The organism is Leptolyngbya sp. AN02str, assembly GCF_050565595.1.
Lineage (GTDB): Bacteria > Cyanobacteriota > Cyanobacteriia > Elainellales > Elainellaceae > Kaiparowitsia.
Window position 1 is genome coordinate 57,871 of sequence record NZ_JBNXVR010000001.1, and the last position, 26,959, is coordinate 84,829.

Consider the following 26,959-nt stretch of genomic DNA (forward strand, 5'->3'; position numbering starts at 1 on the left):
ATCCTGGTTTTGTCGATGCTTTGGGCGACTCGGCATGATCATGCCGAGCTTTTGTATGGCATCTTGCTTTGCTTTCTACTGTTTTTCTTGAGTTGCGCTAAAGGGTCATGGCTTCAGCAAACGACATTTTGGTGATAGGAGGCGGCATTGTCGGCCTAGCGATCGCCATTGAACTCAAGCTGCGAGGGGCAGCCGTTACGGTGCTCAGCCGCAATTTTGCCGAAGCAGCCACCCATGCCGCCGCAGGCATGTTAGCCCCCATGGCCGAAGAACTACCCGTTGGCCCCATGCGCGAGCTGTGTTTGCAGAGTCGGGCACGCTATGCCGACTGGACGAGCAAACTCGAAGACTTGAGTGGAGAGTCAACGGGCTATTGGGCGTGCGGCATTTTGGCACCCGTCTTTCAACAGCCCATCGCTCAACTCACCTCGTCTATCCAGGCCTATTGGCTTGATCACGTCGCGATCCATATGGCACAGCCAGGGTTAAGTCCAGCCGTCGTTGGCGGTTGGTGGTATCCCGAAGATGGCCAGGTTGATAACCGCGCCCTGGCTCAGGTGTTGCGATCGGTTGCAGTCAGCCTAGGCGTTCACTTGGAAGAAGGGATAGCCGTCACCAGCCTGGAGCAGCGCCAAGGACGCGTGGCTCGGGTGAGGACCACAGCGGGCGATCGTTATGCGCAGCACTACATTTTGGCGACCGGAGCTTGGTCTCACGAGGTGTTGCCTGTTCCGGTACAGCCGCGCAAGGGCCAAATGTTATCGCTGTTGCTGCCACCGGGCGATCGCCCAGTATCTTTGCAGCGCGTTCTGTTTGGCGAGGGGATCTATTTGGTGCCCCGGCAGGATGGGCGCATTGTCGTGGGGGCAACGAGTGAATCTGTAGGGTTTGCACCGGGCAATACCCCAGCAGGCGTTCACCAACTGCTGCACGAAACCATGCGGCTCATGCCCGGTTTGTCAGCCATTCCCATTCAAGAAACTTGGTGGGGCTTTCGTCCGGCTACGCCCGACGAGCAGCCCATTCTGGGCCACAGCCCGTGCGAAAACCTGACTCTGGCTGTGGGCCACTACCGCAACGGCATTTTGTTGGCCCCCATCACGGCTCAGCTGATTGCCGATCGGGTGTGGCAAGGCGTGGATGATCCGTTGCTGGCTGCGTTTTCCTGGGAGCGCTTTTGGCAACCAATGGGGGCCAACACCACCGCTTCACCAACCGCGATCGCCAAACCCGATAATGGAACTAGAGCATTGGGCACCCAAGCGAGTTCGCAATCCTTTTCCCATGCCTCTCCATCAAACTTGTCACACGATTCGACCATGTTGCAATACTCCACTCCGGCTGATGTTCCCACCCAAGAGGGCGATCGCCTTCAGTCTGCGGCTGATTCTTTCGTCATTGCAGGCCGCACCTTCCGTTCGCGCCTGATGACGGGTACTGGCAAATATCCCGATTTTGAAACGATGCGCCAAAGCGTGGTGGCGAGCGGCTGCGAAATTGTAACGGTGGCCGTCCGCCGCGTTCAAACCAATGCTCCTGGCCACGAGGGATTGGGCGAAGCCCTGGATTGGTCCCAAATTTGGATGCTGCCTAACACCGCCGGCTGCAAAACCGCCGAAGAAGCGATTCGAGTGGCACGGCTAGGCCGCGAAATGGCCAAGCTGCTTGGCCAAGAAGACAATAACTTCATCAAACTGGAAGTAATTCCCGACGCGAAGTATCTGCTACCCGACCCAATCGGCACGCTCGAAGCCGCAGAGCAGTTAGTGAAAGAAGGCTTTGCCGTATTGCCCTACATCAACGCCGACCCGCTATTGGCCAAGCGTCTAGAAGAAGCTGGCTGCGCTACCGTAATGCCCTTGGGGTCACCCATTGGCTCTGGCCAGGGCATTAAAAACGAGGCCAATATTCGAATCATTATTGAAAATGCCACCGTTCCCGTGGTGGTGGATGCGGGCATTGGCTCACCAAGCGAAGCCGCTTTGGCTATGGAAATGGGAGCCGATGCGCTGTTGATCAATACGGCGATCGCCCAAGCCAAAAATCCTGTGGCCATGGCGCGCGCGATGGGTCTAGCCGCTGAAGCCGGACGGTTGGCTTACCACGCAGGCCGCATTCCCATCAAATCGTTGGCTAGCGCCAGTTCCCCCTTAACAGGCACCATTACCAGCTAGGCTCGAAAGCGGCTCTCATCAAGCGTTCTTGCAATGGCCCTCGTTCACCGGGGGCTATTTTATTGGGTTAGGGCTGTTGCAAAGCACCCAATACCACCACCAAGGCGCAAGCCCAGTAGGTGTCTGTTTACGTAAGCGTCCTTGCAGTAATGCCCTATCTACGCATCAAGCGCCCTACGGTTCGCAATTTTGCATAAAAAAAACCGACAGTCTCTCGAAAGATTCCGTCGGCCAGTAGTGTGTTCCCTGTTGATGACTCGGCTAGAGTTGAGTCTTCTAAAGTATGGCCGCATCGTTCAATGGTGAGCGCGATCTTAATCAATCCGAGACGTGATCTTGATCACTGCTAGAGAACACTACGACTAAAGGAATAGATTGGGTGTTTGAACAATAAGTTTATTCATCATGTAAGCATTGAGTCAGCATTGGCTCATGTACTCCATCCTCTTCTATAGCTGTCGCCAGCTTAGTTGAACGTCAGTTTCGGTTAAGAGCTTTTCTGAGGTTTGCGCGACGCGCAAACCTCAGAAAAGCCCATTTCTGCGTACGCGTCGCGCACGCAGAAATGGGCACTTCCGCTTATCCAAAATTCAGGTTTAGTTGAGACAAGGACATTTTTGCCTGCGCGATGCGCAAACCTCAGAAAAGCGACAGACCATGCAAAAATCGTTGTGCAGGGAATCCGCACAACGATTCATCACAGAGGTCTATCAGGAGCTTTGGGTCTGGCAATTTACCGAATTTGGAATGACGGTATATCGCGTGTGTGTTGGCTTAAAAATCGACACCCCGCTTCAGGTCAACGCCTTTTTCGGCATAGTGTTTGTGGCAGTACACCTCGGAATGAACGCTCGCCACATCAAAGTAAGTTGGCGGATTTTTGCACCGTCCAGTAATGATGACTTCGGTATCGCGGGGTTTGCGCAGCAAGGCTTGCACAATGGGTTCTTGGGGCAACAGTTCCAAATCCACCGTTGGGTTGAGTTCATCCAAAATAATGGTTTTGTACAAACCAGAGGCGATCGCTGCTCGGGCAATTTCCCAACCACGCTCAGCCTCTACATAATCCAGCTCCTGCTGCTGACCTCGCCACACAATGGCATCTCGACCACAGCGCTGATGATCAACCAAGTTGGGGTAGCTCTGCTGCAAGGCGGCGATCGCCGCATCTTCGGTATATCCCGCTCCACCCTTCAACCACTGCATAATGAGCACTCGGTGCGACTTATCTTGGCTAATGCCTTTGCCAATGGCCTGTAGTGCCTTGCCCAGCGCACTGGTCGATTTTCCTTTTCCAGCCCCGGTGTAGATTTCGACCCCTTCAATGCCGTTGGCGTTGGCGTGCACGTGGGGTCGCATTTCAGAGTGTAAATCGGCAATATCTAGCAAATCTTGGGGCGCACCCCGGCCCGTTGCAATAACTTCCAACTCTGGCGGCTTGTTCTTGATGGCTTTGACCACCTCTTCAACCGAGAGCAAGCCCAGGTCGAGCACTGGGTTTAGCTCATCCAGCACCACCACCGAGTACAACCCCGAGGCGATCGCGCCCTTGGCCACATCCCAACCGCGCTGCGCCTCTAGCTTGTCAAACCGGGTGACATCCTCCGCCCCAAAAAATTCGGCACGCCCTGTTCGCACCTGGTCGATCAGGTGCGGAAACCCTCGCTGCAAAGCTTCGATCGCGGCATCTTCGTCATAGGTGCGGCCAGGCCCCTTCAGAAATCGCAGCAGCAACACCCGGGACTGATCATACGCATGAATCCCTAACCCAATCGAGCGCAGCACCACTCCTAGCGCCACTTGTGACTTGCCTTTTCCTGCGCCATCATACACATGAATTTGCCCGACCAAGCGCTCAGAGCGGTTCTGCGCAGTCCGAATTCCGATACCGTTTCGTGTCATGGTCGTAAGATTGTTCATGAGGGGATGATTCTAGCAAACATCAAACTAGCGTGCCGTGCCTGAGCGATCGCCCCATCAATGCGGTGCTGCGTGCCGCCCCGTGCAATGTCGTGATTCGTATCAGCGATCGCTACCAATAGTGGGGAAAACCATTTCCGATGGAAATTATCCACTATCGATAGTATACCGAGATCCTTTAAAACCCATGTTCTTTTCTGTTCTGCCGCTGCGGGCTGTTGCATTTCAAGCGATGTTTTTGCTGTTGGCGATCGCCATTGAGGCCCATGTCTTGCAGCGGGAGCTCAAACTCGTCCCCAAAAAGGCCGCCCAGTACGCAATGACCCTCAACCTACTCACCGTCGCGGTCGGTTGGTTCTTGTTCTTTGGATTTGAGCCATTTTTGCGGCCACCCGTCAAAGCGCAACTGCTGAACTTCATCTTTTTTGATCGCTGGTCAACCGATACCGTATTTTGGTTCATCCTGGCGGGATTCATCATTTTCTTCACCAGCTTTATCATTAAGTTGCTGGGGCTTCAGCAATTAGAGCTTTTGCTCACAACCCCACAGGATTTGGCCACGCAGCAAGAAAAAACTTTGCGCAAAAACCGCCTAGGCTCCCGCAAAAAACAACAATCTGGCTTACCACGGCAACCCCGGCAGGCTAGCGCTCTTTTGTCAGCCAATGCCTTTAGCTATACTGCTATCCTGCTGCTCTTGTTTACGCGCATGCTGTTTGTCAATGTTCCAGTGCTTTAGCCAGGGGTAGCCTGAGTGACCTGTTCGCAACAGGGAGTTCACAATAGGGAGAGCATATTCATATAAAGAGAGATAGGCGATCGCGCTCCGTCCGCAGCCTCAAATGCTCCCCCAAAATCCATCCCCGCCAACCTGCTTTTTGGTTGAATAGAATAGAACTTACGTACTTTAGACGAAAAACCAGGGGCTTGAATGATGCAAACATCATTCAACTGCGTCAGTCCTGTAGAAGTTGAATAGAACTAGAGGCGTTGCATCTACCAGGATGTCGTCTGCTGTTGTATAGAAATTTAGATCAGTGCTTCAGGCTCTAGATACACTGGAGCGTGGTCCATTCGCCCCATTCCCTTGACCTGTCGGCACCGTGCTAAAACTGATTTTCGATCAAATTTGGTCTCAGCTAAAGCCCCCACAGGCGCTATCGTGGCAAACCTTGGTGCTGCTGAGTTTGTTTTCGTGGATTTTGGCGTTTCTGAGTATCACGCCATTGCTCAAAGAACTGTTGGCCCGGCTCGGCTGGTTGTTTCTCACGACGGGTTTGGGCTGGTCTACCTGGAGCACACGAGTCAATATTTTGGGGTTTGTGTTTCGTCCCGGGCCGTGGATTACGGGCGCATTGGCCTGTGTGCTGCTGTTTCAAGGCTGGGGCGAAAACTCATTTCAACTAGCACTCATTAGCTGGCCCATCATTTCTGCGGCGATCGCCATCACACCCCTCTTCTTTCCAACGCTCAACTTCAGCATTCCCGACCCATCCACCCGGCAATATGCCATCATTCTCACCCTCATTAGTTTGATGTTGAGCTGCTGGTTTCGATTTCACTTTTTAGTGCAGGATTGGCTCACCGACTATCCCAGCCTGCTTGCCGACGACTTTGGGCGAAGTGCTTTTGTCGTGCGGCTTGACCAAGAAGGTGGGCCAACCCAGCCTCGTGGCATGGTGCTGCTCAACCTGGCAGAACCCATGCTGCGGCAACAGTTAGAAGGACGGCGCTGGTCGGAGGTAGAAGCCTGGCTCTACAACATGAGCACCAGCATCGAAACACTGCGGCTGGCCGTTTTGCAACAGGTAGAGCCCACCACCGAGGATTCGCTCTGGGCCTTTCGCGGTGTGGTGCCTCCCCAAACTCGCGAGACAGAATACACGCTCAACTTACAGTCGTTTTGGCAGGGGCCAAGCTCTAGCGCCCAGGGCTACTACATTCAAAAAACCTGTGTTATCCGCCAATTGCCAAACTCCACGGCATTGGCCCCCAACACCGCAGGGGCCGCGCCACCAGAACCGATCGCCCAGTTAGAATGTTTGCCGGTCAGCGATATCATTTTTGTGGATTCATCAGCACAAACAGGAGTAGAAGGGTGAGTTTGGGTCGCGTGTTTGTGATTGCTACCAATGTATTTCGCGAGGTGATTCGCGATCGCATTCTCTACTTGGTGGGCTTATTTGCCATTGGACTAGTGGCGATCGGCTCCTTTCTGCCCCAGGTTTCGGCTGGAACCGAAGACAAAATTTTGTTGGACTTAGGCTTGGCCGCCATCAACCTGGTGGGCTTGGTCATTGCGATCTTTTTGGGCACCGGGCTCATTAACAAAGAAATTGAGCGGCGCACCGTGTACGTGCTGATTGCCAAACCCGTCAGTCGCATCGAATTTATTGTGGGTAAACATTTGGGACTATCAGCCGTGCTGGCGCTGCTGGTCGCCGCCATGACGCTTATTTTGTTCCTCATCCTTCAGTTTTATCAAGTGCCTTATCCCATGGGGAGCTTGCTGATCACCGAAGTCTTCCAATTTTTGGAGCTATCGCTCATTACAGCGGTCGCGATTTTGTTTGGGGTGTTTTCCAGTTCACTCTTGGCAACCCTGCTCACCGTTGGGGTGTACTTAATGGGGCAGCTCAGCCGCGATTTGCTCAAGTTTGGCGAAATTAGCCAAAGCGCGGGCTTACAACGGGTCACTGAGTTTTTGTATTTGGTATTGCCCGATTTGGCACGTCTCAATCTCAAAAATCAGGCTATCTATGGCGTATCGCTTCTGCCGGAGCCCATACAGCTATTGACCAATGGCATCTATGCCGTGGTGTATATTGCGCTTCTGCTGGCGATCGCCACGGTCATCTTCTCCAAACGCCAGTTCTAGCCCACCCATCGCCCAACTCCGGCAACGTGTGGGGCTTGCTCACCCGGTTCAAAGCGTCGATCCTAGGGGTACCACAGGCACCCCACTCACCAACTACCATCCCCAAAACGCAGCCGCCCCCAAATCTGAGTTTGGAGGCGGCTGTATCGGTTTAGTAGAAATGGAATCGATTCGTCGTTATAGTTCCCAACCCAAAATGTCGCTGAGCAGTTGACAGAGGGATAGTGGGTTGAATGGTTTGGAAATGATGCCAGCAATTTCCATTTTGGCAAATCGGGCGCGATCGCTGGGAAGGGTTTTGGCCGTCAGCAGCACAATGGGAATGCTCTGCGTAGCTGGGTTCGCTTTAAGGCGATCGCAAATTTCAAATCCATCCAAATCTGGCATCGAAATATCTAACAAAATGGCATCCAAAAAATGCTGATCTGCCAATTTCAATCCGTCATCTCCCGATGCGGCTAAAATGACGTGCCATTTTCCCAAATCTTCAAGGCAGGCCTGAACAACAGCGCGAATGCGCTCTTCGTCTTCGATTAACAAAATACGCTTGGACATAGAATGCACTGCGAAATAAGGAACACAACTTTAAGCAAGGGAATGGGGCAATGTTGACCATAACTACAACCATCGAAGTTGGGGGACCTAATATGGCAACGAAACAGGGGTAGTGCTGAATTGGCAACAGCAGAGCGTAATATTAAAAACCGCAGCACCATCGTCAGTCAGGCGAGCCCACTGACGCACTGCGGAGCTTCCATCGCGCAATTCTGTGCTTTCAATTCGGGAAACGACGCTGTTCAACAGCACAAGCTAGCAGTTGCTAACCTAAGCTTCCTAACCTTCTAGTGTTGAAACTAGAAGTGCGTCGGTTCTAGCCAAGTCACTACAGCTATCGTAAACGAGCCGGCTATCACCCATAAAGACGACAGACAACGTTCACAGTAGATTTAAGAGCAGTGGCCAAAGCTGGCCCTGGCATTACTGCTGATGGGCAGGGCGATCGCAGCATTGCAAATCAACGCCATGCGCCTACCTCATAGAGAGATAGAAAAAATAACTGGAATTTAGCAAAGGTCAGAGGGGAGATTAAATTGGGTCAGCACATAAATAAGACCTTTAGACGATGCTTAGCGCATGTGAGGACTGTGTTGAAACCTGATATCTCTCCTAAGTTGCTGCACGAACCTATTGTGAAACCAAAGTACAGAGCTTGTCTTCCGCCAAATGGCGAGCACCACTTCGCAACCCTGCAGCTTTACGCAATCTGCACACGGCTTTCGACGATTTGCTATGTCGCTTCCACGGTCATCGCGTACCAACGATTGGGGCCGCATTTAGCTCATGCTCCAACCGTTACCGTAATAGGCAGCGTAAAGTAAAACGTGCTGCCTTCGCCCACCACGCTATCTACCCAAATTTTGCCGCCATGTTGCTGAATGATGGACTGGCAAATCGCCAATCCCAAACCAGATCCACCCCGCTGGCGGGAATCTGAGGCATCCACTTGTTGGAACCGCTCAAAAATGAGACCCAGCTTGTCAGAAGGAATGCCTCGTCCGCGATCGCTCACAGCGAACTTGACATAGGAAATTGCCGTCGTATGGGGCCAGGATAGGGCTGGCTCTGGGTGAGTTGTTGGCACGGTTTTCACGGATTCAGGCTTGAGCCAGCTGTTAGCCGTCGGGAGCGCTGCCAGCAGTGGGTCGGCAGGGTCCAGCCGTTCGGCGCAAATGTGCACCGTGCTGTCAGGTGGCGAAAACTTAATCGCATTGCCCAACAGGTTGGTCAGCATTTGCAAAATGGCATCGGGATTGCCCCATATATACTCGTCGCAAACGGTGTGGGTGATTGAGATATGGGCCGTGTCGGCGATCGCCTGAATGCCATCGATCGCCCGTTGTACCAGCATAGGCACCCAGCACGGTTCCATTTCCAACAGCACCCGACCCGAATTTAAGCGCTCCAAATCTAAAATATCGTTGACGAGGCGCACCAAGCGTTCGCACTCCTGCACGGCAATATCCATCATGAGCTGGGCCTTTTGGGGTTGGGCATCGTAAATGCCCGTTTTGAGGAGGCCGATCGAGCCCTGAATGGAGGTGAGCGGCGTTCGGAGTTCGTGGCTGACAATGGATAAAAACTCATCCTTAAGTTCCTGAATGACACGGCGATCGCTAATATCTTGAATTTGCTCTAGGAAATAGAGGGGTTTGCCGTCGCTGTCGCGCACCAACGACACAATGATCAGCACCCACACCACATGACCCCGCTGATGCACATAGCGCTTCTCGATCTGGTAACAGCGAAGGCTCCCCTCCAATAACTGACAATCTAGCTCTAGGGTTTTTTCCAGATCCTGTGTGTGGGTAATGTCCAAAAATTGCATCGTCAGCATGTCGGTTTCGGAATAGCCCACAATGTCGCAAAGGGCCTGATTCACCTGCAAAAATCGACCATCCAACCCCACGATCGCCATGCCCACTCCGGCATAGTCAAACGCAAAGCGAAACCGCTCTTCGCTTTGGCGCAGGGCTTCTTCAATGCGCTTGCGATCGGTAATGTTGCGAATCATGAGTAGGGCCGTGTCGGCGTTATAGGGTACAACGCGCACTTCTTCGTACTGCGGGGTGTGATGAATGGTGAGCTTTTGCTCGTAGATTTGCACTTGTCCCGTGGCGATCGCCCGCTGAATCGCTTGAATTTTGCTGGTCGTGTGCTCTTTACCAAAAAATTCGCTAACGTAGCGCCCAATGGGGTTTACCGATTCGGGCACCGCATCCAGAATGCCATTGCTGCGGACCGAATCCACAAACAGCCCATCGCTGCGAATCAACATCATTAAATCGGGAATCGCCGACAGCACGGCCCGATTGCGCACCTCGCTCTGGCGCAAGGCTTCTTCGGCCCGTTTGCGATCGCTAATGTCGGTCACCAGGCTGTAAACCCCAACCACCTGTCCCTGATCATTCACATCGGGCACCAGCACCGTTGACAGGTAGCGATAGGCAATATCGTTCACAGCGGGACACTTGGACTTGGCCGCGATCGCCGACCGTTCCTCCTCTGTCAGGGGAACCGCCACTTCGTACTCGACCGACTGGCCTGCAAGCGCTTGCTCAATGTAGCCACACACTAGGCTGTAGCTCACCTCGCCAATCACATGGCGAATATGCTGTCCGCAAATCTCTTGGCGAGAGAGGCCAAACCGGGTCTCATAGGTTTTGTTGACAAATCGGTAGCGCTGGTTGGTATCGAGATAGGCGATGTACACAGGCAGCGCATCGGTTAGCAGACGCAATCGGTTTTCACTGCGTTCCAACGCTTCGACCGCACATTTGCGCTCGGTAATGTCGTACGCCACCGTCAGCAAACAATCGCGACTCCAGAGCCGAATTTTTTCGGCAAAGATGATCGCAGTGCGAGTTTCGCCTGAGGGATGCTGAAAGCACACTTCCACATTGCGGCAGGAACCGGTGTGGTAGACCTGCTGCAGAGCTTGCTGCCGTGCCTGCTCCGTTGGCCAAATGCCCATGTCTACCGTTGTGGAACCAATAATGCTGTCGCGATCGCGCCCAATCAGCTGACAAAAGCTTTGATTCACTTCGATTAGCCTGCCCGTATCCAGCGTGGAAATGGTGCTAGCACTGGGACTCATGTGAAAGATCTTGGCAAACTTTTCGTTGGAAACCCGCAGCGCCGACTCTGCATGGGTAAACAGCTCTTTTAGCTGCTGAGCCATGTGCACCACACCAGCCTCTAGCTCGCTGAGTTCGCGAATGCAGGTAGTTTGCCTTAGCAATAAATTAAAGTCATCTTGGGCGAGCTGTTGAACCGATCGGTTGAGGTTGAGAATGGGAGTACTAATGAGTCGGGCCAGCACCAAAGCCGCTGCAGTAGAGAGCAGCAGCGTTACCCCGATTAGGCGAATAGTGCGATTCAGGTTGGCATGGATTTCGGTCAAAAACTCGGTTTCTGGAATGACCGTTACTATGTGCCATGCGAGCCCTGGCCGAGGCTGAAATGCCTTTGCGGCGGCAAAGTAGCGGTGTCCCTGCCAATGAAAATCGAGTGGCTGAAACGAGGTATTGGATGAGGTGTCTTGAGCCGCGATCGCCAGTTGAGCTGCGGCCATGCGGGTGAGTGGATGGGTGCTATGAAGCGCCGCAACCCGCTGCCATGTTGCATTGGCCTGAGGCGCAATCTCCGCAGAAACGCGAGCAGAGTTATCTTGCCGCTGCATCAAGGGCTCTCGGGTGGAGGTGGCAATCAAATTGCCCTGGTGATCCACAATAAAGGCTTGTCCCCCACTGCCTAGATCCAAAGATTGAAGGAAACTGCTGAGTTGACTCAAATACAGCTGGGTTGCCAATAGCGCCTGGGGCTGTTGCGCATCGCCCTCAATCCACTGCACATGCTGCAAGGTGAGTCTGGGCCGTATCGAGAGCGATCGCCCAGACATGGCCACGCTCCACGCCTTTAGGGCAGTCGTGTCTGCCGCAACCCCACGCAAGTCGCCAAACTCCGTAGCACTTGCCCCAGCCAACAGGGGCCGCAGGCGTTGCGAGGCGGTTGTCGAATTCATCGCAACAACATCCAGCACTCGTCGTTGATCCGTTGCATCAATGCTGATGTGGCGATGCTGCCAACCATTGGACTGCTGGGTCACATGCTCTAGCAGATAGCGCTCACCTTCGCGCTGTTCTACCGAAAGCACACTGCCGTTCCGCTCCAACAGCGCGATCGCATCAACCTCCTCAAACGTGCGCAGCTGGCGAATAAACGCAGCCTCCAGCCCAGCAATCTCCCGCCAACTGACAGCTCCCGACTGAAGCTCTGCCACATTCAAGCGATTGAGCTGTTCTGAGATGGCAAGGCGAGATTCAATGGTTTGCTCAATCCGGTTAGAGAATTCGGTCACAAGGTGCCGCGCCAGCAGCTCCACCGTTCGCTGGCCACTCCGGTAGGATAAATATCCCACCAGGCTGACAATTGCCATGAGGTTGAGAGCCAGTGGAATCGCCAGCGCCACCTTTAACGGCACGGTCACAGGCAACCCTCGAAAACGAAAGCCAATTAACTGGCGAAAATACGCTTTGTCGATCATGCACAAGCGCCAATTGAGGACGATGGGGACTCTCTAGCACCGCATCGACAGAGCTATCGTCGTCTTACCCCAACGGGAACACTCCGCAGCTCTGGCTCATCTAACCAGGGAACAGGGGGTTGAGCTAACTCTTGCTTAATCTGGGCCAGTAGTGCCAAGTAGCGCTCGTACTGCTGAGCCGACAGCGATGGGGAAGACAGCAATGCTTCCAGCTCGGCAGCAATGGTTGATGCATGGGGATAGCCAAAGGTCCCCAAGCCACCGACCAGTTTGTGAGCCTCTTGTTGAGCCCACAGACGACTGGATTCGCTGGCAAAGCGATCGCATCCACGATACGGCACTTGCTCAAGCTGGGCAACTTGCTGGGCAAATGTATGGCGATACCGCAACAGCACCGAGCGCATCGACGCCAGATCTTGCTGAAGCTGAGCAACGGATGGACCAGAAGCTTCAGCAAGATCTGGCTCAGGCTCACGGCTCATGGCCGACGATACCACCGTTGAATTCGCTGATGAACTTTCTGAATGGGGCGGCTTGATTGCAGCATCTGCTGGGGCAGACGGCACCGTATTCAGTCGATAGCCCAATCCGTAAACCGTTTCTACCAAGTCAGACTGTAAGCCAACAGCTTTTAGCTTGCGACGCAGATCCTTGATGAGGTTGGTCACGGCATTTTCACTGGGGGAGTCATCAATCGTCCACAGCCGATCGATGATGGTGCTCCGGCTAAAGATGCGATGAGGATTTCGCAACAGTAGCTCCAGTAAACTGTATTCCTTGGGGGTTAACGCCACTAGGCGAGCCCCAAACGTGACCTTAGCCGAGGTAGGGTCAAGCGCGAGATCCCCCCAAGACAGCACCGTGGAGTTGGCATCTGGGGTGTTGCGCCGCAGCAAGCGCCGAATGCGAGCCAGTAGTACCCCCGGATCGTAGGGCTTGGTCACGTAATCATCGGCTCCAGCATCCAGCCCTTTTACCACATCCACGTTGGAGTTTCGGGCGGTCAGCATCAGAATGGGGGTGGAAATCTGCCGCGATCGCAGCTGCTGACAGACGCTAATCCCATCCAATCCAGGAATTAACAGATCTAGCAAAATTAAATCGAAGCTTTGGGCGATCGCCCACTCCAATCCTTTCTTGCCATCGGCCACCTGAGTGACCAGGTAGCGCTGAGCTTTCAGTAAATTAACTAAAACGTTACTTATTAAAACATCATCTTCAACAACCAGGATTTTTATCGTAGTCATCCTGCAATCCATTAGATATCTACGTGAATCTACTCAATATCTTTATCAATTTCTTATCACTTTGCAAGAAGGGATTACATAAGTTGGCTTGTTATGGTAGGAACGCGCTCAACAAACTAAATCTTAGTGGGAATAAACCGACGATTTTGTTACGATTTCCCAGGCGATCGGCAAAATATGAGTTCCGCTGCTTCCACCCTTCAGCCATCGAACCGATCAATCTCCTAAAAGTATGATGTCTGTCCCTTTTAAGGGAGCCCATCAGAAAGATGAAATTCCTTTGCCAGAATTTAGAGCGTTATGAAGAGCTGACACCTGCTGTACTCGCTCTCCATCAGGCACATCATTCCATCCACAAACGAACGCATCCGAATGATAAGAATGCGTTCAGCGATCGCTCGTCCTATTTACGCAGCACAGTACCCATAAAAACGCCACTCTTAGGTTCAAGAGCGGCCAGATTGCAGCCTTATCTAGTCCTAAATTTTTGCTTTAGGAAAGTTATGTGCTTTTAGCAGAAACCCAATTGGGTGCAGAGCGAATGATACCCAACCACTGATCATGCTCGGTAATGTATCCCACTTCGGCAATATAGTGGCGATCGCCCACCCAAATGGGAACATGCCGATCTTGCTCAAGCTCGTCCACATCGTAGATTTGGAAGCTGGAAACAGAAGTCTCGCCCCTATCGATACCCATGACTTCGTATACCCGAAGCTGCATGTGCCTGCCGCCCATCTGTTTCACCTCGGCGCGATCGGCTGGGTCAATTTCCCAATACACATAGGCATCGTTTGCACTGCGTAATACCAGAATGATTCGGCTGGCAGCCCTCTCGTCAGGCATGCTCCGCACACGGCGATCGCCCGTCCTCGATTGAGCCAACATGACCGCTCCTGAAACTGCGGCATTGGTTGCTCTGGCTGCAGGAAATGTCGCGTTAGCCACGGTCATCAAACGGGGCGATGGCCCTTCGCCTAGTCGGTTCAGCACCGGGTTGGTGAGGGATTGGGGTGTCGGAGTGGCGATCGCCGGCTCAATAGAAGACCCTCCGGGTACAATCCTCCCTCCCGTATGGGGATCGCCTACCGCATAGGCAGGCACCTGCACACGAGCAGACCGCGCCAACGCTAACCATTGACCCTCGGCAGTGGTATAGCCCAGTTCCACCAAATAGTCCCGGTTGTCCATGGGAATGGGAACATGGCGATCTTGCATACCATCGATCACGCTAAACTCGTAGACGCTGTGGGGCATTTGCCGATTCATGTCTGCAATATCGGTCACATCGTACAGCCGCAGCACCAACGGTTGACCGTCAGCATGGCGCAGGTCTTGCTGGCACTCTGCCGGAATTTCCCAACAGGCATAGCCATCTTTTTGATTGTGCAGAGTGAACATGATGCGCGGACAAAAGGGCGTCGGTTTCGCAGCGGCCAACGGAGCATTCCCCCGATCACAAAACAGCCACAGTAGTAGAGGCATTCCCAGCAACGGCAGCAGCAACCACCACACCCGCGAGGCAGAAGGGGCCACCTCCGTTGACATGGGGCTGGTCACGGCAAAATTCCTATCCTCACGCAGCACTTGTTGCAGCGCTTCGATGTGATTGCAGTCAGTCGCAGCCACAACCTTCCCATCAAGCTGTTGCTCAAATCGCCGCCTTGCAGCGTTGTTGGCAGTGTCGATGTTGGTCGAACTGGCAATGGTAACCATTGGGGCACTGGGTACTGCTTTTAGCATTAGGAAGCCTAGGGAGGCGGCTTGGGCCAAGGTCGAAGGTATCAAGGGCCAACAAATCATCGCCGTCGCAGTTACAGGGATAGAGAGGATAGAGCACACCGTTACAGCCGCAGCCACGGGAACCTTCTGGCGCGCGAGGTTTCTCATCAGATATCCCCCTTGTTCCAAGGATTGACAGCACAGCGAATGAAGACAAGCAGGAATAAAGTACAAAACACTGAAAGCGTTCAACCTGAATTAAAGAGCGATCGCAACTATGACAGAAATGATGAATTGGATTAACACACGCTAGACAGTCTGCTGAGTACGCAACGCGGAGTTCTCAATAGAAATCAATATGGAATTAGCGAGGGGATGCTCACAAGATTCAAAGAATAATGATCAATACGCGATTCATCGTTACAAACTGCCAGGTTGAGCAACAAGATCAACACAAATCAACAAGAGCTAAACATCACACCCAACCAAGTTGGAGATAGCACAATCCGTTTCAGCCCTGTATTACGAAGCAGGAACATTCACAAAACGACTCGCAAATTTGATGACATCCCCCAAGTCTGCATCTTCATCGCGATCGCCATCCAAAAAGGCCTCTAGCACAGGGTTAGCACTTCCCATGCCGGGCCGACTGGCACCCATATTCAACAAGCCCATCACCGACGCAACGAGGCCAGGTAGTGCACTTTGTAACATGGCTGTATTCAATCCCGTTCGTTGGGCAATCGCGGTAGCCATTTGCTGTTGTAGCTGTGGGGTTACCCAAGACTGGAGCAAGGGTGCGCTAGCCTCACCATGGCTTGCAACCTGACTCAACATTCCCTCCAAAGACGACAAACCACCCGGAATTGCAGCCTGCTGCTGAAGTGCTGGACGCAATAAGCTGCCCAAAACCGACATCGTTGACTGCATGGTTGATGGGCTAATTCCATGGCTTGCCGATAGCTGCTGCACAGCACCCACCACCGTACTCAGCTGATCAGCGCTGCCCTGCTGATTGGGGTGATTAATAGAACTCAAAATGTCAAAAAATAGTCCCATAATGACCACACTGTTAACGGAATTAGTGCCGAAATATGACGACCCAATAGTTCAAACTAGAAACAAAACGTTAACTCGTTGATTAACCGTTAACTCGTTGATTAACCGAGCTGAACAAGCATTCCAGTACAACAAAAACATTACTCAATCTTGTTTCCATGCAGCCGCGAGAAGCCATTGAGCAGCTAGTGAGGACAATATATAAGACTGACAACTTTTAAATCAATCTAAAATGTCATGGTTGAGGAACACGTCATCACTCCACTCCAGCTCAGCACGATTCAGCTCTTTTGTCTTAACTGAAAGTGGGCTTACTAGAAGATGTCGTTCGTCATATCAGCGATCTCACACCACCGATCAATATCGTGATAGAGCGTAAAACAAGATCATAAGAAAGTGGTAAGAAATTATGAAACAACTTGAGCGACAATATTTAGATAAATTCAAATTATTCATTCTGCCATAATGAAGATAGTCCTTTCACAGGAAAGACTTGCAGCCAAATTTATCCATTTTCCAAAAGTCGCACCCAATATTTTCCTCAAAAGCAATAACTAGTTCAATAGGGGCGATCGCTCATTTTTTGGCTGAGTTCCTCAATTTGAATGTCCCAAAAGTTTAGGGAAAAAATCAAGATAAAGTTATCGAAAGATAGAGTGAACGAGCCACCAAATATCCGCTAGTCTACATCAGTTAACTCTGTACCTATTCATCTGGTATGAACAGGCATTCAGGGCTCAACCTCAAGCCCCAGATTGGGGGCGGTCATGAAAGAATTGGGCATAACGCTTGACGGCTGCAGCATACGTTTTCTTTAGCAGTTTCTTATGTTTTTTACTTATCATTTCAGGCTTGGTTTGCCAGGCTAGAACTGAATCAATTCTTAAATAGGAAGTAACTCTATGACTTACTCAAGCAGCGAACTATCGACCCTTGCCGCAGCTCCAATGATGGCGGGTTTAGCCGTTGCACTGGCAGATTTTGGGGTGGTATCCACGGCCATTGAAGCTACCGCAATGTCAAAAGAAATTGCCTCTGCTGCTCAAAAATATCCCAACAATTCGGTAATTCAGTCCGTGTTTGCAGAAGAGGTAATTCGCAGTGGAGCTGTTCAGCTAGAAAAACCTCAAGTCACACCCGAAGATGTACAATCTGGTGCCGTTGTGGATCAAGCGATCGCCTCCATTCAGTCTGCGCTGGCCGCGCTCAACGGCAAGGCCACCGATGCAGAAATTGCAGAATACAAACAGCTCATTTACACCGCTGCCGAGGCCGTAGCCAACGCAGCCGGCAGCGGGTTGTTTGGCAGCGGTAAAACAAAAGTTAGCGTCGAGGAGGCCGATGCCCTCAGCAAACTCAAAGCTGCGTTGGCCCTATAACCCTATCAATTTAAATTTGCTAGGACTTAAATTTTTTGAGCGCTTAGCGCTCAAAAAATCATTCAACCCCCTGGGTTTTCGGATGAAGTGCATAAGCCTTATTTACTTTTCGCCAAATTCATCGCCAATTGGATGCAATCCACCTTTGGATGTTTGCGCAACCTTGCCACCATCCACCATGCTGAAAGAGCATCTAGGATCAATTTCGTTCCTCAATAACAGGCATGACAGGCAACCGTTTGCAGTGTCAGGGCTCCATCAGCGTTGCCACTTCAGGTTCAATCTTGATGGGATTCATCCTAAAACATCCTAAAAATAGGGTGATGACCGCACGAGCAGTATGACCTGTAGACGGTATGACCGTAGCTATATGACCGTTCATGTACAAGCCCGCACTCTATGGGCGATCGCCGTTACCCTATTCAGTAGCCACCCCATTTTCAGGAGAAAAATGCATGGTTTCAGCCCGATGGCTTAAAGTTTGCATGGCTTTATGCTTAAGCCTGCTGCTGTTTGTAACTGCCTGCTCCAAAGCGCCTTCCCCTTACGAGCAAGTGCAAAAAGACACCACCGGCTGGGGCGCGCCCAAAGCTGTAGCCAAGGATGCCGAAAAAGGCTCCACGTTTAATCAATTCTTTCCTAGCCTCAAGGGATTTGACGTGATTCCATCCCAAGAGAAGAAAGGCTTTGCCGAATATAAAGTCAACAAAGATGGCAAAACCGTTGCCATGCTCAGCATTAATGACACCATTAGCCTGCCAACGGCAGCCGTCAAGTACCAAAGCGCCACAGAGCAAATTGCGGGCTACCCTACCGTTGAGCAAGGCAGCACCACAACCGGAATTTTGGTGAACGATCGCTACCAAATTAAGGTCATGTCGCGCGACCCATCATTTACCCGCGAAGACCGAGTAGACTGGTTGCAAAAGTTTGATCTACGAGGCATTGCCAAGCTCGAAGGAACCGCAGCAAACAAAGCTCTGCTGCCGAACAACAAGCCCAGCATTGCTCCCAAGCTTCCTCCAGTGTTGTCACCCCAACCTGCAGGGTAATGGCAGATTGCCCAAGGCATCTTTAGGCCAAACCGGAACACCAGGACGAACAACACCATAAGGCTAGTCGTCAAAACGGGGGGACGGCGTGCTGTTGAGTCCGCTTTGCCGCAGAGAACTTTTGCGGTGTGCGATCGCCCTTGTCGAGCCGTTCTCCGGTTTGTCCATTTGCGAACCTTGCTGTGTTGAAAGGAATTTTAAGGAGTGTATTGTGAGTAAACCAATTTTTAAGCTGGTCGATGAGCTGCCAACAGGTGGGCCAACGGTTATTGCGTTGCGATCGCTCGACTTCGTCGTTCCCGGCCAGTGGAACAACCTAGTTGGCTTTGACAACACCATCAAAACCATTACTGGCGAAGACGACCCCGCCCTGATTCAGCAAATTGGCGAACGCGCCGTTGCCCTGTACAACGACAAATCCCAGGGCTACCAGCGGGCCATGTGGCTATACGAAACCGTAGACTCGGCATCGGGCTTGTTGGGCACTGCCGCCATTGCCAACCGCATCGGGCAAGATTCCTTCTTGAGCTTTCTCAAGCACATTACCCCCAAGCCCGAAAAAGCCCAAAGTATCGACCTCACGGTGAAGTTGGTTACCGAGCTGGTGGCTTTTTGCCAAATTAACGGCATCCCTGGCGACAGTATTGGCGATTTTTTGGCAGCTCTGGGCGACTACAGCGGCGAATCGCTCATGCGCATGGCAGCACTCACCTGTTTCGATGGGTTGATTCCTCTGGGTGCCGGCTTTACCGACAAAGCGCTCTCCGTCGTGCGTGGCACCTCTCCCTCCGAAATTGAAAGCAACCAAACCTTTAAGGGCGTTCGGGATCTGATTCCCGGTTCCGATGCGAAGCAGAAGCACAACTTTATTACCCAAAGCTTTGAAGGTGCCAAGAGCTGGATTGACGGCTTTGTCACATCCAAAGGGTTGACGCAGGGCAAAGTGCTTGACCATCTCACCCAGTTTGTCGAATTTTCAGAAGATAAGCTCGACTACCTGGGTGCCTTCCTCGATGTCACGGTGAAGTACTATCGCCACACGGGGGCGCAAACGCTGGCTCGTCGGTTGATTGAGCGCGCTTACGCCGAAATTTAGACTCTCTACACTTAGACTCCCTAAGCAAGGACGGAGCGATCGCATCCGTTTACATCCGCTCTAGCCTACTCTCATCGACAACGCGCTAACGACAAAGCCTCGACCTTCGCATGTCGAGGCTTTTTGCAGGCATAGTTCTCCAGGCAATGGCAGCACTCGTAGGCTGGATGTCTGAACCTATAACTCACTTACCCGCTCTGCCAGCGCCTTTCGGGCAATTCGGGTCACATACACCGTCACAGCCACCGTTGCCACAAATCCTAAAATTCGAATCGCCCACTGCACCGTAGGATTGGTGGGTTGGTTTTCGCTGCCAATGCGTGCCAAATCGCCCGCCAGCGAACCAAGATATACATACATCACCGTACCAGGAATCATGCCCACCGAACCGAGAGCATAGTCTTTGAGCGATACGCCAGTAATGCCGAATGCATAGTTTAACAAGTTGAACGGAAACACTGGCGAAAGGCGGGTTAGCAACACAATTTTGGAGCCCTCTTCGGCAACGGCTTGATCAATGGCCGAAAATCGTTGATTGCCTTCAATTTTTTGATAGATCCAACCGCGTGCGAGATATCGCCCAACCAAAAATGCGGCGATCGCGCCCAAAGTAGCCCCAATAAACACATACACCGAGCCCGCCAGCACGCCAAACACCACCCCAGCACCCAAGGTCAGAATCGAACCTGGCAAAAACGCAACCGTTGCAACAATGTAAATTCCAATAAATGCCAATCCGCCAATCACGCCCAGGCCATCAATCCAGGCCAAGGCGTTGCGCAGCAAATCTTGCAGGCTCCATGATGCAGCATTCTCTGCACCTTGTGCCCAAGCGGGCAACGTCACCATAAAATAGGCGATCGCCCCCACCGTCAAACTGCGCAAGGCCAAGCGATAAGGTTTCGACACAGGTTTCAACATCGATTTCAGCAACGGCTGAAACAACAGGCGTTCCAGCTTTTGTGCACCGCTCCCAAAACGAACCCCATCTACATTGTGCATCATGGCCACAACCCAACCAACGAATGCATCCATCTTGGAATGCAAACAAGAAGAGAAAGTGAGAATCCACTGAGAAACGCCTAAAAACTTCCCTCATCAAAACCCAACTAAGGCATTATCCCGTCCTATCGCCATCCTCTAGTAGACTACCACATGGGTTGTGACAGGCTGTAAAACCCCGAAAACGGTGATATTGGAGCGGTTTTAAAGGTTTGCAGCCTATCAAAACCTACGTGGCAGAGTACTAACTGAATCGAGTCAATATTCTGAGGAGCGCCTGGGTGCGAGGCGTCAGCAAAGTACGGCGATAGGCATCGGCCGCTTTGCGAATGGCTTCTGCCTGAGTGGGATAGGGATGAATCACGCCCGACAGGGCATTTAATCCTTGCTTTGTGACCATCGCCAGCGTCACCTCACTGATCATTTCACCGGCATGACGAGCCACAATCGTCGCCCCCAAAATCTGATCCGAGCCGCGCCGATGCAATATCTTGGCAAACCCCTCGGGCTCGCCATCAGCCAACGCCCGATCCAACTTGGAGAACGGAATCAAAATCGTATCCGTCTCTACGCCGTTTGCCTTTGCTTCCGCTTCGTACAAACCCACATGGGCAATTTCTGGATCGGTATATGTGACCCACGGCATCACCAAACTGCTCAACTTACTCCGCCCAAACCCAAACGGAGAAAACAGCAAGTTCTTGATCACAATCCGTGCAGCAGCATCGGCTGCATGGGTAAATTTCCAGTTCATACAAATATCGCCAGCAGCATAAATTTTGGGGTTCGTTGTCTGTAAATAATCATTCACAACAACGCCCTTGCGTGCGTCATATTGCACATTCGCTGCGTCTAAATTCAGTCCACTCACATTGGGAGTTCGTCCTGCCCCGATTAAGATTTCATCCACTTCGATAGTTTGAGTGGAGTGATCTGCTTGGCGACAGTACAACCGCTTGCCAGTCTCAGTAATTTCAATTCGTTCTACCGTGCTGTTCAAAATGAGGTTCACGCCCTCTTGAAGAAACTGTTGCTGCACCAGTTCTGCTGCGTCGGCATCTTCGCGATCGAGTAAATGAGCATTTTTATGCACGATCGCCACTTCACTACCAAGACGCCGAAATGCCTGCGCCAGCTCACAGCCAATGGGGCCACCCCCAATCACGGCAAAACGTCGGGGCTGCACGGTTAACGAAAAGACAGTTTCATTTGTGAGATATCCCGCTTCCGCTAAGCCGGGAATATCGGGATGCGTTGCACGGGCCCCAGTCGCAATGACAGCTTTTTTGAAGCGGAGTTGGCGATTGTCAACGGCGATCGCTCCCTCATTCACAAACTCGCCACTTCCCAAAAACACATCAATCCCCAAATCCCGAAATCGGGCTGCTGAGTCGTGATGGCTAATGCCAGCCCGAATTTGCCGCATACGCTGCATTACCGCTGCAAAATCGACCTCAACGGTCTCTGGTGGCTGAATGCCAAACGGAGCAGATGTGCGCATATCCGCAGCCACTCGCGATGAACGAATTAAGCACTTGGAGGGGATGCAGCCCACGTTTAGGCAATCGCCGCCCATCAAGCTTCTTTCAATAATGGCAATTTTTAAGCCCAGTCCCAGCCCGGCGGCTCCGGCGGCCACAACCAGACCTGCTGTGCCAGCGCCAATGACTACCAAGTCGTATCGTTCCGCTGGCGATGGATTCACCCAATCGGGCGGATGCACATGGGCCATCAGCGCTTGATTGTACTCATTCAGCGGTTGAAGTGCGGGCTCCTGGTGAATTGAAGAAGTCATGGTGGGGAGAGGGTAGGGGGAAGGGCGATCACCGTGCATGCTTCACCACACACGGTACCGTGACGCACCATAACCATAACGTGAGTTATGGATAAGCTGAAGTGCCCATTTTTGCGTGCGCAATGCGCACGCAAAAATGGTCTTTTCTGAGGTTTGCGTGCCGTGCGAACCTCAGAAAAGACCTGAACCGAAACTGACGTTAACCATACCTTGCAAGGATTAGAAGCTTCCCAATCGTCCTAAATTCATAATCTTTCGGGTGAAGATCCCAAGCTGGGCTTCGTGGAAGGATGAAAAGACTTTGGTGAGCCAGGTTGATAGGTATAGCGATAGCCAGTTTGATTAGGACCTTTTAGGGGATGGCTTCGCCATCCCCCAAAAGGTCCTTGTCTCAACGCTGGCGACAGCTATAAGTGTTGAGCGCCCGTCTCGCCTGCATTAGCGCAAGTGAAGGAGTCAGTGCGATGGCAATGCAATTGGAGAATGTGGTTCCGTTTGGGCGATCGCTCGATGAGTACAGCCACATGTTTAACCTGAGTGAGCAGGATCTCCAAAAACAAATTCTGGGGGTTGGAGACGGCCCCGCCAGTTTTAACGCGGAGGGGACTCGCTTAGGCTATCGCATTACATCCATTGATCCACTTTACAAATTCACAGCCAGTCAAATTCGCGATCGCTTTACTGCGGTTGTGGAAGATGTGATTGGGCAAATCGAGCGATCGCCAAATGCCTGGGTGTGGAGCTATCATTCCTCGCCCGCACACTTAAGAACCCACCGAGAGCGGGTGACGGAACTCTTTTGCCAAGACTTTGAGCAAGGCCAGCTCGAAAACCGCTACAGGCTGGGTGAACTGCCGCACTTACCTTACCCAAACCATGAGTTTGAGCTGGGGTTATGCTCTCACTTTTTGTTCCTCTACTCCGAGCATTTTGATGAACAATTCCACCTCGATTCTGTTCGCGAGTTGTTGCGGGTATGCCGTGAGGTGCGAATCTTTCCATTGCTGACCCTGATGCGATCGCCATCTCCCCATTTGCCTGCGGTGCTGTCCATGCTGCGCACCAATGGGTATCAATACAGCATCCAAACGGTTGCTTACGAGCTGCAACGCGGCGGCAACCAAATGCTCCAGATTTGTCGCCCTCCAAGCTAAATCGCAAAAAAGAACCAGCCACCCTAAAGTGTGGCTGGTTCTTCACATGTGAAAAGCCTTAGCGCTTCACACTCAAAGGTTATGAAGCCATGGCGGCTTGACGCTCTTTCGCTTCCTTAATCACTTCCTCAGCAACGTTGGAAGGGCAAGGAGAGTAGTGCGAGAATAGCATCGAGAATTGACCCCGACCCGAAGTCATCGTCCGCAGGTCACCAATATAGCCAAACATTTCGCTTAAAGGCACATCTGCTTTGATGCGAGCACCCAGGGCACCAGTTTCCTGAGACTTGATCATGCCGCGACGACGGTTCAAGTCACCAATCACATCACCCATGTAGTCATCGGGAGTGAAGACGTCCACTGCCATGATGGGCTCTAGCAACTGAGGACCAGCCTTGGGCAAAGACTGACGGTAAGCTGCACGTGCTGCAATTTCGAAGGCGATCGCCGACGAGTCCACAGGGTGATATCCACCATCCGTCAGGGTTACCTTCAGGTCCACACAGGGGAAACCTGCAAGGACACCCTTGCCAATGCTAGATTCAAAGCCCTTCTGCACCGCAGGCCAGTATTCCCGAGGCACATTACCACCGGTCACCTTCGACTCAAACTGGAAGCCGCTTCCGGGTTCGCCGGGCTCAATCACATAGTCAATCTTGCCGTACTGACCCGAACCACCCGACTGCTTCTTGTGGGTGTAGCTGTCTTCCAATCGCTTGGTCACAGACTCGCGGTAGGCCACCTGGGGCTTACCCACTTCCACTTCCACGCCGTGGGTCCGCTTCAGAATATCCACTTTAATGTCGAGGTGCAGTTCACCCATCCCTTTAATGATGGTTTCACCGCTCTCTTCATCAGTTTCCACATGGAACGAGGGATCTTCCTGAACCATTTTGCTCAAGGCCATACCCATCTTTTCATCCATGCCCTTCTTCTTAGGCTTCACGGCGATCGAAATCACCGGATCAGGGAAGACCATGGGTTCCAGGGTTGCCGGGTTCTTGGGATCGCACAGGGTATGTCCCGTTTGCACGTTCTTCATACCCACGATCGCCACGATGTCGCCTGCTTGTGCCGACTCAACTTCTTCGCGATCGTTGGCGTGCATTTCTACCAAGCGGCTAATCCGTTCGGTCTTACCAGTTGCGGTATTCAGCACGGTGTCGCCCTTCGACAACTTACCGGAGTAAATCCGCGTAAAGGTCAGCGCACCAAAGCGATCGTCCATAATCTTGAACGCCAGTGCCCGCAGCGGCTTATCAACATCCACATAAGCAAAACCGCCGGTTTCGTTACCTTCCAAATCAATTTCGGGCTGAGGGGTCACTTCAGTGGGATCGGGCAGGTAGTCTACCACCGCATCCAGCACCAACTGCACACCCTTGTTCTTAAAGGAGGAACCGCAATAGGTGGGGAAGAAGGACATGTCGCGAGTTCCCTTACGGATGCAGCGCTTAATGTCTTCAATGCTGGGTTCATTCCCTTCCAGGTATTGCTCCATGATCTCATCGTCCTGTTCAACAGCAGTCTCGATGAGCGCTTCGCGATACTTTTCGACGTCATCAGCCATATCGGCAGGCACGTCCAGCACCTCATAGTTCATGGGATCGCCAGAGTTGTCCCATACCCAAGCTTTGCGAGTGAGCAGGTCAACGACGCCCTTGAACTGATCTTCCACACCAATGGGCAGCACCATAACCAGGGGCTTAGCGGCCAGCACATTTTCAACCTGCTTGACCACGCGGTAGAAGTCGGCACCCGTCCGGTCAAGCTTGTTGATGTAGATGATTCGAGCGACCTTGGAATCGTTGGCATAGCGCCAGTTAGTTTCGGACTGAGGCTCTACACCACCAGAACCGCAGAACACGCCAATACCACCGTCTAGCACTTTCAGAGAGCGATACACCTCAATCGTGAAGTCAACGTGTCCGGGGGTATCAATAATGTTGAGCTGGTGGTCTTTCCAGAAGCAGCTTGTCGCAGCGGATTGAATCGTAATACCGCGCTCTTGCTCTTGCTCCATGAAGTCGGTTGTGGCGGCACCTTCATGCACCTCTCCGATTTTGTGGATCTTACCGGTTAGCTTCAGAATCCGTTCAGTAGTGGTGGTTTTACCCGCGTCTACGTGGGCGAAGATGCCAATATTACGATAACGAGTGAGGTCTTTCATATCTGCTCTCTAAGTTAAGTGCTACAAACCACTGGTGACTACCGTTCGCTGTTTTTCACGAAGAAATGGATGTCGCCCCCCGTAGTCAGCACGGGCGAGACCCCAATCGCTCGAAACACATTTTAAAGTTCCCGGTTTGCTCCATTAGCCATCGTACTGATTGACAGTACTGACTGTAAAATATCTTAATGGAAAGCTGGAACCAGCCGAACGTTTTGTCCAGGAACCTAAATATTTTTTACTGAGCAATTTTGGCCTTAGCCATCTCGTTGCTTGTTCATCGCTTTGAACATTGCCTGCTTTGCGAATTTGTATATCGCAAGCCCGCATGCTGATTGAACTTGCGTCACCTACTTGACCTGCTTTATCGATAGGCTAGCCAAACTCGGTTTGGGCTAAGTGCTGCTCAGGTTTATGTAGCTCAAGTTCTATGATAACGATTTGTGAACGTGCTTTGCTACTCGTCCTTAAAGATTTACTGTTGGCTGGCTGTGTGAGCCTGGAACAAAAACGTGGAGGCCGTGAAACGAAACGCTTCACGGCCTGATTTTCCCAATTGATTGTTGACTCAGTGTTGAACAGCCTGAGCTATCGGCTGCTGGGGATGAGGGGTTTGACGACCATGAAGCCAGCGCCAAAGGCCGTAACAATGATGACAAAAACGGTTAACCCGAGCCACAGGCCGCTCAGGTCGCGTGGGGTGCTGACGCTGCTGGGCTGATGAGGCAACGCCCCCTGCTCGCTAAATAGGGTGGGGGGGGTTGGGGTATTGCTGTGGCCGTTGGGCGAGTCGGGCTGAGGTGTTCGAGAATCGCTACGCCCTGGACGAATTTGGGCTGCGATCGCCGCTGCATCCATTCGGTCGGCATCGGTTGGGGTGCCCCAGTTGGGCTGAAGTGATGCGGCAATTTGCTGAATTGAGCCTACTGACTGGCCAATCCGCTCCAGCTCTTGGCGCAATTGTTGATTTTGGCGAACAAGCTGCTGATTTTGAGCATGCACCGAGTCGAGCATGGCTTTGGTTGCTTGTAGCTCGGCGGCAAGTTCTCGGTACACGGTAATAGGAACCGTTGACGACGGCGCTGGCGGTTTCCCATTGGCTGCGGAATTGTTCATGGCTGAGTCTGGGCCAGAAGGTGATTGCATCAGTTGAATCGTAGCGCTGTATTGGGAAGTGAGTACACAAATAATAGGACTGAAATGGCAA

18 protein-coding genes are annotated in these 26,959 nt (G+C 52.2%); 8 read left to right on the forward strand and 10 right to left on the reverse strand.

The features are described from left to right. The first annotated feature begins 107 nt into the window (after nt 1-107). Nucleotides 108-2,174, forward strand: coding sequence for a glycine oxidase ThiO (thiO, locus tag ACQ4M4_RS00265; protein WP_430682434.1), 2,067 nt, complete (start codon nt 108-110; stop codon nt 2,172-2,174). Nucleotides 2,175-2,948: 774 nt separating this feature from the next. Here thiO and ACQ4M4_RS00270 read toward each other — a convergent pair. Next, nucleotides 2,949-4,094, reverse strand: coding sequence for a cob(I)yrinic acid a,c-diamide adenosyltransferase (locus ACQ4M4_RS00270; protein WP_430682435.1), 1,146 nt, complete (start codon nt 4,092-4,094; stop codon nt 2,949-2,951). Nucleotides 4,095-4,281: 187 nt separating this feature from the next. Between ACQ4M4_RS00270 and fraC the strand changes: the two genes are divergently transcribed. From fraC to ACQ4M4_RS00285, 3 genes are all read left to right on the forward strand, one after another. After that, entirely contained in the window at nt 4,282-4,833 is a 552-nt protein-coding gene (gene fraC, locus ACQ4M4_RS00275) for a filament integrity protein FraC (RefSeq protein ID WP_430682436.1), read from the forward strand. Nucleotides 4,834-5,197: 364 nt separating this feature from the next. Further along, nucleotides 5,198-6,196, forward strand: coding sequence for a DUF5357 family protein (locus ACQ4M4_RS00280; protein WP_430682437.1), 999 nt, complete (start codon nt 5,198-5,200; stop codon nt 6,194-6,196). After that, a complete protein-coding gene (locus ACQ4M4_RS00285; RefSeq protein ID WP_430682438.1) occupies nt 6,193-6,972 on the forward strand; it encodes an ABC transporter permease in 780 nt (259 codons plus the stop codon). The genes ACQ4M4_RS00280 and ACQ4M4_RS00285 overlap by 4 nt, the downstream gene beginning before the upstream one ends. Nucleotides 6,973-7,149: 177 nt before the next feature. Here ACQ4M4_RS00285 and ACQ4M4_RS00290 read toward each other — a convergent pair whose 3' ends face one another. From ACQ4M4_RS00290 to ACQ4M4_RS00310, 5 genes are all read right to left on the reverse strand, one after another. Then, the gene (locus tag ACQ4M4_RS00290; protein WP_430682439.1) at nt 7,150-7,527 is read right to left on the reverse strand and encodes a response regulator; all 378 of its coding nucleotides are present in this window, start codon (nt 7,525-7,527) and stop codon (nt 7,150-7,152) included. A gap of 784 nt (nt 7,528-8,311) precedes the next feature. Further along, complete coding sequence (locus ACQ4M4_RS00295) at nt 8,312-12,076, reverse strand: PAS domain S-box protein (protein WP_430682440.1); 3,765 nt, start codon at nt 12,074-12,076, stop codon at nt 8,312-8,314. Between the two features lie 53 nt (nt 12,077-12,129). Then, complete coding sequence (locus ACQ4M4_RS00300; protein ID WP_430682441.1) at nt 12,130-13,323, reverse strand: response regulator; 1,194 nt, start codon at nt 13,321-13,323, stop codon at nt 12,130-12,132. Between the two features lie 501 nt (nt 13,324-13,824). Continuing rightward, nucleotides 13,825-15,213, reverse strand: a complete 1,389-nt coding sequence (locus ACQ4M4_RS00305) for a DUF4912 domain-containing protein (RefSeq protein ID WP_430682442.1) — start codon at nt 15,211-15,213, stop codon at nt 13,825-13,827. Nucleotides 15,214-15,567: 354 nt separating this feature from the next. After that, nucleotides 15,568-16,104, reverse strand: a complete 537-nt coding sequence (locus ACQ4M4_RS00310; RefSeq protein ID WP_430682443.1) for a DUF937 domain-containing protein — start codon at nt 16,102-16,104, stop codon at nt 15,568-15,570. Nucleotides 16,105-17,006: 902 nt separating this feature from the next. On the opposite strand from ACQ4M4_RS00310, the gene ACQ4M4_RS00315 reads away from it, so the two are divergent. The 3 genes from ACQ4M4_RS00315 (at nt 17,007) to ACQ4M4_RS00325 (ending at nt 19,631) form a co-directional block, all read left to right on the forward strand. Further along, nucleotides 17,007-17,483, forward strand: a complete 477-nt coding sequence (locus ACQ4M4_RS00315) for a hypothetical protein (protein ID WP_430682444.1) — start codon at nt 17,007-17,009, stop codon at nt 17,481-17,483. Nucleotides 17,484-17,863: 380 nt separating this feature from the next. After that, on the forward strand, nt 17,864-18,535 hold the full coding sequence (locus ACQ4M4_RS00320; protein ID WP_430682445.1) for a hypothetical protein: 672 nt from the start codon (nt 17,864-17,866) through the stop codon (nt 18,533-18,535). Nucleotides 18,536-18,746: 211 nt separating this feature from the next. Further along, nucleotides 18,747-19,631, forward strand: coding sequence for a hypothetical protein (locus ACQ4M4_RS00325; RefSeq protein ID WP_430682446.1), 885 nt, complete (start codon nt 18,747-18,749; stop codon nt 19,629-19,631). Nucleotides 19,632-19,808: 177 nt separating this feature from the next. Here ACQ4M4_RS00325 and ACQ4M4_RS00330 read toward each other — a convergent pair whose 3' ends face one another. Further along, entirely contained in the window at nt 19,809-20,666 is an 858-nt protein-coding gene (locus ACQ4M4_RS00330) for a TVP38/TMEM64 family protein (RefSeq protein ID WP_430682447.1), read from the reverse strand. Between the two features lie 211 nt (nt 20,667-20,877). After that, nucleotides 20,878-22,428, reverse strand: a complete 1,551-nt coding sequence (locus tag ACQ4M4_RS00335; protein ID WP_430682448.1) for a mercuric reductase — start codon at nt 22,426-22,428, stop codon at nt 20,878-20,880. 464 nt (nt 22,429-22,892) lie between these two features. Here ACQ4M4_RS00335 and ACQ4M4_RS00340 point away from each other — a divergent pair, with 464 nt between their 5' ends. After that, a complete protein-coding gene (locus ACQ4M4_RS00340) occupies nt 22,893-23,582 on the forward strand; it encodes an SAM-dependent methyltransferase (RefSeq protein ID WP_430682449.1) in 690 nt (229 codons plus the stop codon). 79 nt (nt 23,583-23,661) lie between these two features. On the opposite strand, the gene fusA is transcribed toward ACQ4M4_RS00340, so the two are convergent. Next, a complete protein-coding gene (gene fusA / locus ACQ4M4_RS00345) occupies nt 23,662-25,752 on the reverse strand; it encodes an elongation factor G (protein ID WP_430682450.1) in 2,091 nt (696 codons plus the stop codon). 588 nt (nt 25,753-26,340) lie between these two features. Continuing rightward, nucleotides 26,341-26,868: a hypothetical protein gene (locus ACQ4M4_RS00350; RefSeq protein ID WP_430682451.1), complete on the reverse strand. Its 528-nt coding sequence runs from the start codon at nt 26,866-26,868 to the stop codon at nt 26,341-26,343. Nucleotides 26,869-26,959: the final 91 nt, after the last annotated feature.